At 62.8% G+C, this 14,162-nt stretch carries 14 protein-coding genes; 7 read left to right on the top strand and 7 right to left on the bottom strand.

Features of this window, described 5'->3' with window-relative positions:
• The first annotated feature begins 26 nt into the window (after positions 1 to 26).
• Positions 27 to 437 (top strand): SufE family protein, encoded by a 411-nt coding sequence (locus tag MU516_RS05180; protein WP_260276161.1) that lies wholly within the window; start codon positions 27 to 29, stop codon positions 435 to 437.
• Here MU516_RS05180 and mnmA read toward each other — a convergent pair.
• On the bottom strand, positions 409 to 1,584 hold the full coding sequence (gene mnmA, locus MU516_RS05175; RefSeq protein WP_260276160.1) for a tRNA 2-thiouridine(34) synthase MnmA: 1,176 nt from the start codon (positions 1,582 to 1,584) through the stop codon (positions 409 to 411). The two genes, MU516_RS05180 and mnmA, sit on opposite strands and share 29 nt — an antisense overlap.
• A gap of 147 nt (positions 1,585 to 1,731) precedes the next feature.
• On the opposite strand from mnmA, the gene sciP reads away from it, so the two are divergent.
• From sciP to recG, 4 genes are all read left to right on the top strand, one after another.
• Positions 1,732 to 2,007 (top strand): CtrA inhibitor SciP, encoded by a 276-nt coding sequence (sciP, locus tag MU516_RS05170; protein ID WP_260276159.1) that lies wholly within the window; start codon positions 1,732 to 1,734, stop codon positions 2,005 to 2,007.
• Positions 2,008 to 2,106: 99 nt separating this feature from the next.
• Entirely contained in the window at positions 2,107 to 2,817 is a 711-nt protein-coding gene (gene ctrA / locus MU516_RS05165) for a response regulator transcription factor CtrA (protein WP_209055226.1), read from the top strand.
• Positions 2,818 to 3,027: 210 nt separating this feature from the next.
• The gene (ligA, locus tag MU516_RS05160; RefSeq protein WP_260276158.1) at positions 3,028 to 5,208 is read left to right on the top strand and encodes an NAD-dependent DNA ligase LigA; all 2,181 of its coding nucleotides are present in this window, start codon (positions 3,028 to 3,030) and stop codon (positions 5,206 to 5,208) included.
• Positions 5,184 to 7,304 (top strand): ATP-dependent DNA helicase RecG, encoded by a 2,121-nt coding sequence (gene recG, locus MU516_RS05155; RefSeq protein ID WP_260276157.1) that lies wholly within the window; start codon positions 5,184 to 5,186, stop codon positions 7,302 to 7,304. The genes ligA and recG overlap by 25 nt, the downstream gene beginning before the upstream one ends.
• A 304-nt stretch (positions 7,305 to 7,608) precedes the next feature.
• Here recG and MU516_RS05150 read toward each other — a convergent pair whose 3' ends face one another.
• Positions 7,609 to 8,052: an iron-sulfur cluster assembly scaffold protein gene (locus tag MU516_RS05150; RefSeq protein WP_260276156.1), complete on the bottom strand. Its 444-nt coding sequence runs from the start codon at positions 8,050 to 8,052 to the stop codon at positions 7,609 to 7,611.
• A 62-nt stretch (positions 8,053 to 8,114) separates the two neighbouring features.
• Here MU516_RS05150 and hisI point away from each other — a divergent pair, with 62 nt between their 5' ends.
• On the top strand, positions 8,115 to 8,477 hold the full coding sequence (gene hisI / locus MU516_RS05145) for a phosphoribosyl-AMP cyclohydrolase (RefSeq protein WP_260276155.1): 363 nt from the start codon (positions 8,115 to 8,117) through the stop codon (positions 8,475 to 8,477).
• 21 nt (positions 8,478 to 8,498) lie between these two features.
• Here hisI and gluQRS read toward each other — a convergent pair whose 3' ends face one another.
• The 3 genes from gluQRS to MU516_RS05130 form a co-directional block, all read right to left on the bottom strand.
• The gene (gluQRS, locus tag MU516_RS05140) at positions 8,499 to 9,350 is read right to left on the bottom strand and encodes a tRNA glutamyl-Q(34) synthetase GluQRS (protein ID WP_260276154.1); all 852 of its coding nucleotides are present in this window, start codon (positions 9,348 to 9,350) and stop codon (positions 8,499 to 8,501) included.
• Positions 9,332 to 10,669: a methylenetetrahydrofolate--tRNA-(uracil(54)-C(5))-methyltransferase (FADH(2)-oxidizing) TrmFO gene (gene trmFO / locus MU516_RS05135; protein ID WP_260276153.1), complete on the bottom strand. Its 1,338-nt coding sequence runs from the start codon at positions 10,667 to 10,669 to the stop codon at positions 9,332 to 9,334. Before trmFO ends, gluQRS begins: the two co-directional genes overlap by 19 nt.
• Before the next feature lie 117 nt (positions 10,670 to 10,786).
• Positions 10,787 to 11,428 (bottom strand): 50S ribosomal protein L25/general stress protein Ctc, encoded by a 642-nt coding sequence (locus MU516_RS05130; RefSeq protein ID WP_260276152.1) that lies wholly within the window; start codon positions 11,426 to 11,428, stop codon positions 10,787 to 10,789.
• A gap of 195 nt (positions 11,429 to 11,623) precedes the next feature.
• Between MU516_RS05130 and MU516_RS05125 the strand changes: the two genes are divergently transcribed.
• The gene (locus MU516_RS05125; RefSeq protein WP_260276151.1) at positions 11,624 to 12,637 is read left to right on the top strand and encodes an acyltransferase family protein; all 1,014 of its coding nucleotides are present in this window, start codon (positions 11,624 to 11,626) and stop codon (positions 12,635 to 12,637) included.
• A gap of 8 nt (positions 12,638 to 12,645) precedes the next feature.
• On the opposite strand, the gene MU516_RS05120 is transcribed toward MU516_RS05125, so the two are convergent.
• Complete coding sequence (locus MU516_RS05120) at positions 12,646 to 13,812, bottom strand: alpha-hydroxy acid oxidase (RefSeq protein ID WP_260276150.1); 1,167 nt, start codon at positions 13,810 to 13,812, stop codon at positions 12,646 to 12,648.
• A 57-nt stretch (positions 13,813 to 13,869) separates the two neighbouring features.
• Positions 13,870 to 14,145 (bottom strand): hypothetical protein, encoded by a 276-nt coding sequence (locus tag MU516_RS05115; RefSeq protein ID WP_260276149.1) that lies wholly within the window; start codon positions 14,143 to 14,145, stop codon positions 13,870 to 13,872.
• Between the last annotated feature and the right edge of the window lie 17 nt (positions 14,146 to 14,162).

Below are 14,162 nucleotides of genomic sequence, written 5' to 3'. Positions count from 1 at the left end.
CGGACGGCACAGACCGGAGAACCGCCATGGCCAGCCCCGCCTTTGAAGACATCGCCGCCACATTCGATTTCCTCGACGATTGGGAGGAGAGGTATCGGCATGTTATCGAGATGGGCAAGGACATGCCGCCCATGGATCCGGCGCTGCAGGTGCCTGCGACCAAGGTCGAGGGCTGCGCAAGCCAGGTCTGGATCATGCCAAGGATCGAGAGTGGTCGTTTCGATTTTCAGGGCGACAGCGATGCGATGATCGTGCGCGGGCTGATCGCCATCCTTCACGCGCTGTATGCGGGGCTGCCGCTGGAACAGGTGGCCCGGGTGGATGCACATGCAGAGCTTGCGCGGCTTGGACTGGACGAACATCTGTCGTCGCAGCGATCAAACGGTTTGCGCGCTATGGTCGAGCGGATCAGGCAGCTTTCCGGCGCCGCAGCGTGATCCAGCCGCCCCCCAGGACGCGCGTGCTGTCTGGGGCGTAGAACACGCAGGCCTGACCGGGGCTGACACCTTCCTCGGCTGTCAGCAGCTCGACTTCGGCGCGACCGGCGCCGGTGGGGCGCAAGATCGCCGGACGGGGCGGGCGTGTCGAACGAATGCGGACCATGCACGCGATTTCGCCCTCCAATGAACCATCGCCCAGCCAGTTCACCTCGGTGACAGGAACGATCGTCGTGGCAAGCGCTGATTTCGGGCCGACGACAACCCGGCGCGTCTCGGGTTCCAGGCGAACGACATACAGCGGATCGCCCAACCCGCCGATTCCAAGCCCGCGCCGTTGACCGATCGTATAGTGGATCACACCCCGGTGCTGGCCGAGGACGTTTCCATCCATATCCACGATCTCGCCCGGATCGGCCGCACCGGGACGCAACTTTTCGATCACCGAGGCATAATCGCCATTCGGCACGAAGCAGATATCCTGGCTGTCGGGCTTGTCAGCCACCGACAGCCCGTACTCGGCAGCCAAGGCGCGCGTATCGGCCTTGCTTTGCAGGTGGCCAAGCGGAAAGCGCAGGAAATCCAGCTGCTCTTGCGTGGTCGAGAACAGGAAATAGCTTTGGTCACGGTTTGCGTCGGCGGCCATGTGCAATTCGGCGCGTTGCGTGCCGTCCTTGCGCTGGATGTAGTGCCCCGTGGCCATGCAATCGGCATCAAGGTCCCGCGCGGTCTGCAGCAGGTCTCGGAATTTCACGCGCTCGTTGCAGCGGATACAGGGAACTGGGGTCGCGCCGGACAGATAGGCATCGGCGAATTCATCAATCACGGATTCGCGGAACTTGTTTTCATAATCCAGCACATAATGCGGAAAACCCATGCGCTCGGCCACGCGGCGGGCATCATGGATATCCTGGCCGGCGCAGCAGGCGCCTTTCTTGGCCAGTGCCGCACCGTGATCGTACAGCTGCAGCGTCACGCCGATGACATCATAACCTTCGCGGCACAGCATGGCCGCGACCACCGAACTGTCCACCCCTCCGGACATGGCGACGACCACACGGGTTTGCGCCGGGGACTTGGCAAAGCCCAAGCTGTTCAATGTGGTATCGCCCGCATGGCTGCGGGTCAGGGCTGTGGTACTGGTCATGAACTCGAAGGCCTGTCGCGAACTGTCTCGAGATATAGTCAAATGCGGCACATTCTCAACCCGAACCCGGCGAAAAAGCGGATCGGGCTAACGTCACCTTAAGGGCTTTCCACGACTTTCGTAGGACGCGATCAAAGGACAGGTGGAATGTTCGTGAAGAAAATCAGTGGCCCTCGCACCGTGACCCTGCCGAACGGGTCGATCCTGACTGTGGCGGACCTGCCGCCGGTGAACACCCGCTGGGTCGCCAGCCGGAAAGAAACGGTAGTACTGGCCGTCACACACGGAATTCTTGCCCGGGATGAGGCGCTGCGCCGCTATGGCCTTTCAGAGGAAGAGTTCGACGCCTGGACGGATGCCGTCCGAAGACATGGGCGCGCAGCGTTGAAAGTGACGGCTTTGCAGAGATTTAGACAACCATAGGTTGCGCGAGCCTTTTTTCATGTCATAAGTAACGACATATTAACGAATTGGGTCAATTCTCGTCATAGATATTGACGCGAATCAAGGGCGAGAACAGTCATGCGAATACTTCTGGTTGAAGATGATGCCAGCACGGCGCGTGCCATCGAACTGATGCTGACAGCCGCCAGCTACAATGTCTTTCGCACCGACATGGGCGAAGAAGGCATCGATCTTGCCAAGCTCTATGATTACGATCTTATCCTGCTCGATCTGGATCTGCCGGACATGCACGGAATGGAGGTCTTGCGTCATCTGCGTCTGGCCCGCATCGATACGCCGATCCTGATCCTGACGGGGTCCGACGATACCGAAAGCAAGCTGCGCGGGTTCGGTTTCGGTGCGGACGATTACATGACCAAGCCATTTCATCGCGAGGAGCTGCAGGCCCGGATACAGGCGATCATCCGTCGTTCGAAAGGTCACAGCCAGGCGATCATCCAGACAGGCGAAATCATGGTGAATCTTGACGCAAGATCGGTCGAGATCAAGGGCAAGCCGGTGAACCTGACCGGCAAGGAATACCAGATCCTTGAGTTGCTCAGCCTTCGGAAGGGCACGACCCTGACCAAGGAAATGTTTCTGAACCATCTCTATGGCGGCATGGACGAACCCGAGTTGAAGATCATAGACGTGTTCATCTGCAAGCTTCGCAAGAAACTTTCCGAAGCGCTGGACGGTGAAAATCACATCGAGACGGTATGGGGGCGCGGCTATGTGCTGCGTGATCCCCGTCCCGCCAGTGAAGGACGGCTGGCCCTGGGGGCATAGTCGCTGAAGTCCGGCTCGACCGTATTACGTTTCCAGTCAGTCCCGCCGCGCGTAGCCATCGCGCCGGCGGGCTATTTCGGCTTGGCGGTCGGCGATGTCCTGCATGGCACAGATGATCATCGCGGCAATCGGCGCGACGCTCTGGCCGCGGCGGGTTTGGTCGTCGTATAGATCCCCTATCAAGCGAATGGCCGGGCAGGGCAGGCAGAGATGGTGAACGATACCGACCGGAACAGACCAAAGCAATCCGACCTGGATCCGCAGCAGGCGGACCGGGAGATCGCCGATCTTGTGGCGCAGATCAGCGCGGCCGATGAGGCATATCACGGGAACGACGCCCCGGTGATCAGCGACGCGGACTATGACAGCCTGAAGCGTCGGCTGGCCGCGCTGGAAGCGGCCTTCCCCGAACTGGCCGCGCCCGAAAGTCCGACAGGCAAGGTCGGCGCGGCGCCGTCCGAGGGGTTCGGCAAGGTCCGGCACGCCCAACGGATGATGTCGCTTGGAAACGCCTTCGACGCCGAGGAGGTCACCGATTTCGTCGCCCGGATTCGCAGCTTTCTGAACCTTCCCGATGACGCAGCCTTGGCATTCACGGCCGAGCCCAAGATCGACGGTTTGTCGCTGTCGCTTCGCTATGAGCACGGCAAGCTGGTTCAGGCCGCCACACGCGGCGACGGCACGGTGGGCGAGAACGTCACCGCGAATGCCCGAACAATAGCCGACATTCCGCAGGAATTGCAGGGTGACGCGGGCGAGGTCGTCGAGGTTCGCGGCGAAGTCTACATGGCGCATGATGATTTCGCGCGGCTGAACGCCGATGGCGGCGGCCGGATCTTCGCCAACCCCCGCAACGCCGCCGCGGGTTCCTTGCGACAGCTTGACCCGGCAATCACCGCCAGCCGTCCGCTGCGCTTTTTCGCCTATGGTTGGGGCGAGCTGTCCCAGCCGCTTGCCAACACGCAGATAGAGGCGGTCCGGCGCCTGGCCGCGTTCGGGTTTCAGACCAACGATCTGACCTGCCTGTGCGACAACGCGGAGCAACTGATCGAGGCATGGTCCCGGATCGAACAGCAGCGCGCGACGCTTGGCTATGACATCGACGGGGTCGTCTACAAGGTCAACGATCTGGGCTATCAGGCGCGGCTTGGATTTCGTTCGACCACGCCACGATGGGCGCTGGCCCACAAGTTTCCCGCCGAAACCGCGTGGACCCGTCTGAACCGGATCGAGATTCAGGTCGGGCGCACCGGGGCCCTGTCGCCCGTTGCCCGTCTGGAGCCGGTGACTGTCGGCGGTGTCGTTGTCTCGAACGCGACCCTGCACAACGAAGATTATATCGCCGGGCGCGACAATACCGGCGGGCAGATCCGCGAGGGGCGGGATATTCGCGAAGGTGACTGGGTGATGGTCTATCGCGCAGGCGACGTGATCCCCAAGATCGCCGATGTCGATCTGTCGCGCAGACCCGACGACAGTCAGCCCTACGATTTCCCTGAACGTTGTCCAGAATGCGGATCGGATGCGATCCGAGAGCCTGGCGATTCCGTCCGTCGCTGCACGGGCGGCCTGATATGTCCGGCGCAGGCGATTGAAAAGTTGAAACATTTCGTTGGTCGTGCGGCATTCGACATTGACGGTCTGGGCGCCAAGCAGATCGAGATGTTCTTTGCCGATGACCTGCTGCCCATTCGCGAGCCGGCCGATATTTTCACGCTTGCCGAACGCGATGCGCAAAATCTTGGCAAGCTGAAGAATCGCGACGGCTTTGGAGAACGCTCGGCGCAAAAATTGTTCGATGCTATCGAGGATCGCCGAAGTATACCCCTGAAGCGTCTGATTTTCGCCTTGGGGATCCGTCACGTCGGAGAGGTTGCGGCGGGGACTCTGGCGCGCCATTTTGGAACCTGGGATGTGCTGGCTTCCACGGTTGACGCCGCCTCGCACGAACCGGCATTCGCAGCCAGCGACGACAAGGCACGTCGCACGGCGCTGCCGGACAGTCCGAACTGGGCCGATCTGACAGGGATCGACGGCGTCGGTGCCGTTCTGGTCACGTCATTGGTGACAACCTTCCAGCAGCAGTCCGAGCGTGCCAGCATCGACCGGCTGGTCGCGCAGCTGGATGTTCTGCCCGATCAGACACAGAGTGCCGGTGATACCGAGATCAGTGGCAAGACGCTGGTCTTCACCGGGACACTGGAACGCATGACCCGGGCCGAGGCCAAGGCAGTGGCGGAACGAATGGGCGCGAAGGTCGCAGGCTCGGTCAGTGCAAAGACGGATCTGCTGATTGCCGGGCCGGGTGCCGGATCCAAGGCCAAGAAGGCGGCCGATCTTGGCGTCACCGTCATCGACGAGGACGAATGGCTGCGGATCGCAGGGCAATGAACCAGCCAAAGGGCCGGCCGCCGTCGCTTTTTCCGCTGTTTGCAGCGATCGACACACTGCCCGGCATCGGCCCCAAGGGGCAAGCGGCGCTGGCGCAGATGGGCGTTGAGCGGCCGCGCGACCTGGTTCTGACGTTGCCAGCCAGCGGCGTGACGCGGCGGCGAATCGATCGGATCACTGACGCCCGGGCGCCTGAGACCGTGACGCTGGCGATTACTGCGGGTCGTCACCATCCGCCTACGGTTCGCGGTCGCCCGTGGCGCGTCCACTGCGGCGACGATCACGGCGGGGATCTGACGCTGGTGTTCTTTCATCCCCGCCGCGACTGGATCGAAAAACAGCTTCCAACCGGCCAACGCCGCATCGTCAGCGGCAAGATCGAACTGTTCGACGGGCTGGCGCAGATGGTCCATCCCGATCACATTCTGCGCGAGGAAGACCCCCTTCCAGCTGATTTCGAGCCGGTCTATCCGCTGTCCGCGGGGCTGACCCAGCGGATGATGGCCAAGGCGATCGAGGCGGCGCTGACCCGCGTGCCCCAGGTCGAGGAATGGATTGACCCGCAGGTGATCACCTCGCGCGGCTGGCCGGATCTCGGGCAGGCGCTGCGCGATGCGCATGCGCCGAATTCGCCGCGCGACCTGTCACCGGACACTCCCTCGCGCGCGCGACTGGCCTATGACGAATTTCTGGCCCACCAGATGACCCTGGCGCTGGTCAGACGGGACAAGCGCCGGTCGCGCGGTCGGCCAACCGCGGGTGACGGGCGGCTGCGGCGCGCTGTTCTGGACAGCCTGCCCTGGCCGCCGACTGGCGCGCAATCTCGCGCAGTCGACGAAATCGCCGCCGACATGGCCAGCGACCGCCGGATGAGCAGGCTTCTGCAGGGCGATGTGGGTGCAGGCAAGACGCTGGTCGCGATGCTGTCGGCACTGGTCGCGGTCGAGGCTGGTGGACAGGCCGTGCTGATGGCCCCGACCGAGATCCTGGCACGCCAGCATGCCCGCGCCTTGCAGCCTTTGGCGCAGGCGGCGGGCATACGTCTTGCCGCATTGACCGGGCGCGACAAGGGCGAGTTGCGGGCGCAGTTGCTGCAGGATCTGGCCGAAGGTCGGATCGATATTCTTGTCGGCACCCATGCGGTTTTCCAGAAAGATGTGCATTTCAACGATCTCAGGCTCGCGATCATCGACGAACAGCATCGGTTCGGCGTCGCGCAGAGACTGGAACTGTCCGCCAAGGGTAGCGCGCCACCCGACATGCTGGTGATGACGGCGACGCCGATCCCGCGATCGCTGGCCCTGACACAATATGGCGACCTGGATCTTTCGGTGCTGGACGAGAAGCCGCCCGGACGGCAGCCGATCACCACCGTCATGATCGGCGATCACCGGCTGGACGAGGTGACGGCGCGTTTGCGACACGCGCTGGACCAGGGGGCACGCGCCTATTGGGTCTGTCCGCTTGTCGAGGAAAGCGAGGTCAGCGACCTGACCGCCGCCGAGGCCCGGTTCCAGTCGCTGCGCGCGCAGTTCGGCGATCAGGTTCGGCTGATCCACGGCCAGATGCCGCCTGATCAGCGCGATGCGGCAATGGCCGATTTTGCCGACGGCCGCGCCACGATCCTGGTGGCGACGACAGTCATCGAGGTCGGTGTGGACGTTCCCGAGGCGACGATCATGGTGATCGAGCGTGCCGAGAGCTTCGGTCTGGCGCAGCTTCACCAGCTGCGCGGTCGGGTCGGACGTGGGCAGGGCGCCTCGACCTGCGTGCTGATGTATCACGCGCCGCTGAACGACACCGGCGCACGCCGCCTGACGACGCTGCGCGACACCGAGGACGGGTTCCGGATCGCCGAGGTCGATCTGGAGATGCGCGGCGCAGGCGACGTGATCGGCACGGCACAGTCCGGGTTGCCACGCTTTCATATCGGCGATCTGGAACATCAGGCCGGTCTGATGGCGGTCGCGCGGCAGGATGCCCGCGCGCTTCTGGAACGTGACCCGTCGCTGGACAGTCCGCGCGGGCGGGCGGTGCGGCTGCTTATGTGGCTGATGAGCCAGGACGAGGCGATCCGGCTGATCGGGATCGGTTAAGAATCCTTAGGATGTTCCTAAAAAGTTCTTTACAGAGTGCAAGGCGTGTGAGAACAAAGGAGCAACACAGAGGAGTTGCCCATGCCGCACCACTTCATGTCCCGCGAATTCGTCAGCGACGCCCTTGGATTGGCCGCGCTGTCAGTGACCACCATCGTCGTCCTATGGCTTCCCGCCATCCTGCAAGCCTGATTTCTGCCCCGCGACGCAATCCGGTGCCACCGCCTGTGCACCGACCTGTCCCTGCTCGCGCAACTTGACCGGCCCTGCTTGGGCCGGTTTTTTCTTGCGGTGATCTGCGGCGTCAGGCTGCGGCCAGCGCCTGGTCCAACGCCTCCAGCGTCGCGTCCCAGGCCAGCAGGATCGAGGCATGGCGATTGGGGTATTCGCGCGCAGGCAGCAAAGCTTCGAGATCGGCGAAAGGCGCGGCGGGGGCGGCAGAATCTTCCTTCAGCATCGCGCGCAGTTGGTCGCGGGCGGCGCAGATCTGGTCGCGATCACGTCCGATTACCGCCGAACCCAGCACGGCGGCCGAGGCCTGACCCAGCGCGCAGGCCCGAACCTGTTGCGCGAAATCGGCAATCCGGCCATTCTGCACCACGACATCGACCGTGACCGAAGACCCGCATTGCGGCGAGCGGCGCATCGCGCTGCCATCGGGGGCGTCAAGCCGACCCTGATGCGGAATCGCGGTGGTTAGCGCCAGAATCCGGCGCGAGTAAAGCAGCATCAGATCGCTGTCGGCCATCGGTCCTTCCCCGTGCGGTCCATTCATCCTAGATAGGTAGCGCTTTTGCGAAAGGAAACCCGATGTTCGACCCTGCCAGCCTAAAATACGACATCAATGGGCTGATCCCGTGCATTGCGCAGGATGCGGATACGGGCGAGGTGCTGATGATGGCATGGATGAATGCCCAGGCGGTGGAACGCACGCTGGACAGCGGCAAGGTCACCTACTGGTCACGGTCGCGTGCCGCATTCTGGGTCAAGGGTGAAAGTTCCGGTCACACGCAGGGCCTTGTCGAACTGCGGGTGGATTGCGACCGAGATTGCCTGCTGGCGCTGGTCAACCAGACCGGTCCGGCCTGCCACACCAACCGGCGCAGCTGCTTCTATACCGCGATCCGTGACGAAGAAGAGCGCGTGATCATGGAGCCGATGCAGCAGGCCTGACGTGGATTGCCCCAGTACGGATCATGCGCCCAGCATTTCGCGAATATCCTGCGGCGTGGCGCCTTCGTCGCGGAGCATGCGAATGGCGCGGGCGTCGTCACGCTTGGCCAGACGTTTGCCCGCATCGTCGCGGATCAGCCGGTGGTGGTGATACAGCGGCGTCGGCAGTTCCAGAAGGCGTTGCAAAAGCACATGGATCCAGGTCGAATCGAACAGATCCTTGCCGCGCGTGACCACCGTGATCCCCTGCGCCGCGTCATCGACCACGACGGCCAGATGATAGGATGTGCCCATACCCCGCCGCGACAGGATGACGTCGCCGATCCCAGCGCGAAATTCGGCGCAGGTCAGGACGTGGTCGTGGTCGGGCAGGATGATTTCGTCCCGAAACCCGATCCGGTCGATCCCGATCGCCGCAAAGGCGCGGGCCGCGTCAAGGCGGATGACATCGTCCGGGCCCGCGTCGGACATCGCGCGTCCGCGGCAGGTGCCGGGATAGATCAATCCGTCCGGTCCAGCCGGCAGGGCGCCTTCTTGCGGTGCCGACAATGCCGCGCGGATGTCACCGCGCCGACAGCGGCAGGGATAGCACAGTGGCGCCAGCCGCTTCAGCGCATCGCGATAGGCAGCCATACGGTCAGACTGACGCATGACCGGGCGCGGCCATTCAAGGTCCAGCCATGCCAGATCCTGATAGATCGCGGTCTCGAATTCCGGCCGACAGCGGTCAAGGTCGATATCCTCGATCCGCAGCAGGAATTCACTCCGGTCCGCTGCCCCCGATGCGACCAGCGCGGCGTAGGCATGACCAAGATGCAGCAGGCCGGTTGGCGACGGTGCGAAGCGGGTTCGCCTTATTGCGCCGACAGCCATGCCGAGAAATCGTCCTTGGCGCGCTGCGTATAGGCCGGATAGCGGTCCTTGCGTCCCTTGCGGCCCCCGCGCATCTGGTCCAGCGGCGGAAACAGACCAAAATTGACGTTCATCGGCTGAAACGTCTTTGCTTCGGCCCCGCCGGTGATGTGATTGACCAGCGCGCCCATCGCAGTAGTGAAGGGCGGTGCGGTCAAGTCCCGGCCCGCGGCCTCGGCCGCCGCCATCCTGCCAGCCAGCAGTCCCATGGCCGCGCTTTCGACATAGCCTTCGACCCCCGTCACCTGACCGGCGAAACGCAGGTTCGGCTGGCGGCGCAACCGCATCCGGTCGTCCAGAAGCGTCGGAGAGTTCAGGAACGAATTGCGGTGGATGCCGCCCAGGCGCGCGAACCCGGCGTTCTGAAGTCCCGGGATCATCCGAAAGACCTGCGTCTGCGCACCGTATTTCATCTTTGTCTGGAATCCGACAATATTATAAAGCGTTCCCAGCGCGTTATCCCGGCGAAGTTGAACCACAGCATAGGGCTTTTCAGTCGGATTGTGGGTGTTTGTAAGCCCGACCGGCTTCATCGGGCCGTGGCGCAACGTCTCGCGGCCGCGTTCGGCCATCACCTCGATTGGCAGGCACCCGTCGAAATAGCCGGCGGTTTCGCCTTCGCGGAACTCGGTCTTGTCGGCGGCCAGCAATGCGTCGATGAATGCCTCGTACTCGGCTTTGGTCATGGGGCAGTTGATATAGGCGCGGCGCTCGGCCTCGGTCTCGCCCTTGTCGTAACGGCTTTGTTCCCACGCAACGCTCATGTCGATGGTGTCGGCATGAACGATCGGGGCAATCGCATCGAAAAAGGCCAGCGCCTCGGTCCCGGTCAGCCGACGGATCGCATCAGCCAGCTTGTCCGACGTCAACGGGCCGGTCGCAACGATCCAATTGCCGTCATCCGGCAGTTCCGCCACCTCGTCGGTCCGGATCTCGATCAGGGGTTCGGCACGCAACGCTTCGGTCACGGCCGCCGAAAACGCCTCGCGATCCACGGCCAGGGCGCCGCCGGCAGGCAGGCGGTGGCGGTCCGCCATTGCCATGATCAGCCCGCCCGCCGCCCGCATTTCCCAATGCAGCTGTCCGACCGCGTTCATGACATCGTCATCTGACCGGAAGGAATTGGAACAGACCATCTCGGCGCAGTCGCCGGTCTTGTGGGCGAAGGTGCCTGTATGGGGGCGCATCTCGTGCAGGACGACGGGCACTCCGGCTTGGGCCACTTGCCACGCGGCCTCGGACCCGGCCAATCCTGCACCGATGATATGGACGGGCTGCATGCGGGATCTCCTTCGACAAACCGGACGCATCTGCTAGCAGCGACCGTTGAATTTGAAAAGGGCGGCGCCAGCGGCGCCGCCCTTGAAGAAAGCCTGTCACCCAAGGCGGGCAGGGGCTTATTCTTCGGTTTCCGCTTCGGCTTCTGCGGCCTCGTCGCCATCGTCGGCTTCATCATCGCTGGAACGCAGCGCCGACGGTGCCGCGATATTGGCGATCACGAAGTTGCGGTCGATGGTCGGCTTGGCGCCGGCCGGAAGGTCCACCTCGTCGATGTGGATACTGTCGCCGACTTCGTGGTTCGACAGATCGACCGTGATGTGGTCGGGAATGTCGCCCGCAGTCACCACCAGCTCGACCTCGGGACGCACGGTCACAAGCGTGCCGCCCTTGCGCAGACCGGGGCAGTTCTGCTGGCCGATGAATTCGACCGGAATGAACAGGTTCACCTTCGAGGTGCGGCGCAGGCGCATGAAGTCGATATGGATCGGCAGATCCTTGACCACGTCCTTCTGGACGGCGCGGCAGATCACGCGCACATCGTCCTGACCGTCAACCTTCAGGTTCCACAGGGTGGACATGAAGCGACCGGCACGCAGCTTGGTCAGCAGATTGTTGAAATCGAACGCAACGGCGACCGGTTCCTTGTGGTCTCCATATACGATGCCGGGCACCTTGCCTTCGCGGCGAGCTTGGCGGGCGGCCCCCTTGCCTGTCCCCGCGCGTGCCTCGGCCACCAGATCCGGGATCTCTTTGGCCATGATATATCATCCTATGATCAATGTTGACGCCGCCATCCTCCAAGGGTGCATGACGGCAGGATGCGGCGCATACTGCAATTCGGCATCGATGGGAAGAGACAAGTCTTGCCGCCAGTGAACAAAGATTGACTAGGCGAATAATTGCCGACTAATGTAAGCTGCGAGTCGTGTCCGGTTGAATTTTTTGGAAGTTAAATGAGCACCCGATATCATGGAATTGATTACCTTCGGGTGATTCTCGTTTGCGGTGTCGCCTTCGCTCACGCGGCGATGCTGAACGGGCAATACGCCGATTGGGTGCCGATTTTCGGAAATGGCATCCTTCGGTCGCTGGTGCCGACTTTCGCCCTGATTTCCGGCTATGGTGCCTATCAAACTGTCAAGCGCGGAAGGTTGAAGTCCTGGACCATCGGCCTGATGTGGCTCTATCTTCTCTGGTGCGTGATCTATGCGCCATTGTGGCTGCGCGATATAGGCAGCGTTCAGGACTTCATCCGTCAGATGATCCTTGGGCCGATGCATCTGTGGTATATCGCTGCCTTACTGCAGTCGGTGGCCCTGATGCTGCTGCTGTTCCTGCTGATCCCCGACCACAAGCGTGCAAGCCGTCTGGTCATGACCAGCGCGCTGGTCGTCGCGCTTCTGGGAAGCTTCCTGCAATATGGGTTCTTTCTCGGCTTCATCGACCTGCACCTTGAGATGATCCGTTACAGTGCGTTTTTCATCTATCCCTTCGTGGCAATGGGATATCTTCTTGCCGAATGGATGGGGGATAGCGGCCGGGCGATGCTTCCCGCCGCGGGATGGCTTTGGCTGGCGGTGATCGTGATGTCGGTCCTGCGGCTGCTGGAAGCCGGGTATTTCCTGGGCCTGCCCGGCGCACATGACTGGGATCCGCCCGAATTTCCGCTGCTTGCCTATGGTTATCCGCTGATCGTCATGCTGGCCTTCATGCGACTGAACCTGCCGCAGCCACGCGTCGATCTGGTCACCTTGTCGGTGATGATCTATCTGGCGCATCTTGGGGTCATTCTTGCCATGATGCATTTCGGGCTAAAGTCGCTGTGGCCGAATTTCGCGGCATCGGTGCTGATTCCAACGGCGGTCGTTCTGGCGACGCCCGGCTTTCCGTGGCTTGGCGCGCGACACAAGAACCGCGATGCTGCCCGGCATCCGCGCGACAGCGCATCGCGCATGAACAGCCGCTGAACTTCGGCTCAGGCGCCGTATTCGGTCGTGAACCCCTGCGGGATCAAAAGGTTATGCCGGCCCAGGTCGGTGACCTTCCGTTCGCCGCACAGCGCCATGCTGATATCCAGTTCCTTCCGGATCACTTCCAGCGCTGAGGTCACGCCGGGCTCGCCCATCGCTCCCAGACCGTGCAGGAACGCGCGCCCGATCCATGTGGCATGTGCCCCAAGCGCCAGCGCCTTTAGTACGTCCTGACCGCTGCGAATGCCGCTGTCCATATGGATTTCGACCCTGTCGCCGACTGCTTCTACGATATGCGGCAGCATCCGGATCGAGGACAGTGCCCCATCAAGTTGCCGGCCGCCGTGATTGCTGACCACGATCGCGTCTGCGCCGAAATCGGCGGCGCGCCGCGCGTCCTCGGGGTCCAGAATACCCTTCAGGATCAGCTTGCCGCCCCACATGTCGCGGATCGCCGCGATCTTGCCCCAGTCCAGCCGATCATCGAACTGTTCGGCGGTCCAGCTCATCAGCGACGAGGTATCGCCGACACCCTTCGCGTGACCGACGATGTTGCCGAAATGGCGACGGCGGGTCTTCAGCATCCCCAGACCCCACCGCCACCTGGTCGCAAGGTCCAGCATCACCGGCAAGGTTAGCTTCGGCGGCGCGGACAGGCCGTTCTTCAGGTCCTTGTGCCGCTGTCCCAAGATCTGCAGATCCAGCGTCAGCACAAGCGCGCTGCATCTTGCCTTCTTCGCGCGATCGATGATGGCGGCCAGAAAATCCTGATCCTTCATCACGTAAAGCTGGAACATGAAGGGCTTGCTTGTATGTGCCGCGACATCCTCGATCGAACAGATCGACATTGTGGACAGGGTGAAGGGCACGCCGAACTTCTCGGCCGCGCGCGCGGCATGGATTTCGCCGTCCGCGTGCTGCATGCCCGCCATCCCGATCGGCGCAAGCCCCACCGGCATGCTGACCGGAAGGCCGGCCATGTCCGAGGCCGTGGAACGGTCGGACATGTCAACCGCCACCTTCTGGCGCAGCTTCAGCCGCGCGAAATCGGTCGTGTTGTCGCGAAACGTCTGTTCGGAATAGCTGCCCGATTCCGCATAGTCATAGAACATCTTCGGCGTGCGCGCCCGATGCAGCGCCTTGAGGTCATCGATACAGGTTATGACGGGCATGTTCCGGCTCTCCGAACTGGTTCCGACCGTCTTAGCTGCGCTGTCACGTCGCTGCAATCATCCGGCGCTGCGCTCCATCCTGGCGCGGAGTTCGGGCTCGATCACCGGGCGCCGCAGCGCCTCTGCACGGCCACGCAAGGCGTCGGCGCGATCCTCGGTTGCCGCATCGATGGCATCGGGATTCGCGCCGGCGTCCGCTGCGTGATCCGGCAGCGCAGGTTCCGACAGGATCTGCTGTGTCGGCAACAATGTCGGATAGGGCGCGGCGTTGCGGTCGCAGCCCGCAGCAAGCAGCAGGAGGGGCAGGGTGGCAAGGCGAACGACATGTCTCATGGCGGCAGGTTATGCGC

It is taken from the genome of Paracoccus maritimus (genome assembly GCF_025195095.1).
Classification (GTDB): domain Bacteria; phylum Pseudomonadota; class Alphaproteobacteria; order Rhodobacterales; family Rhodobacteraceae; genus Paracoccus; species Paracoccus maritimus.
This window is presented reverse-complemented; position numbering and strand designations above follow the sequence as displayed.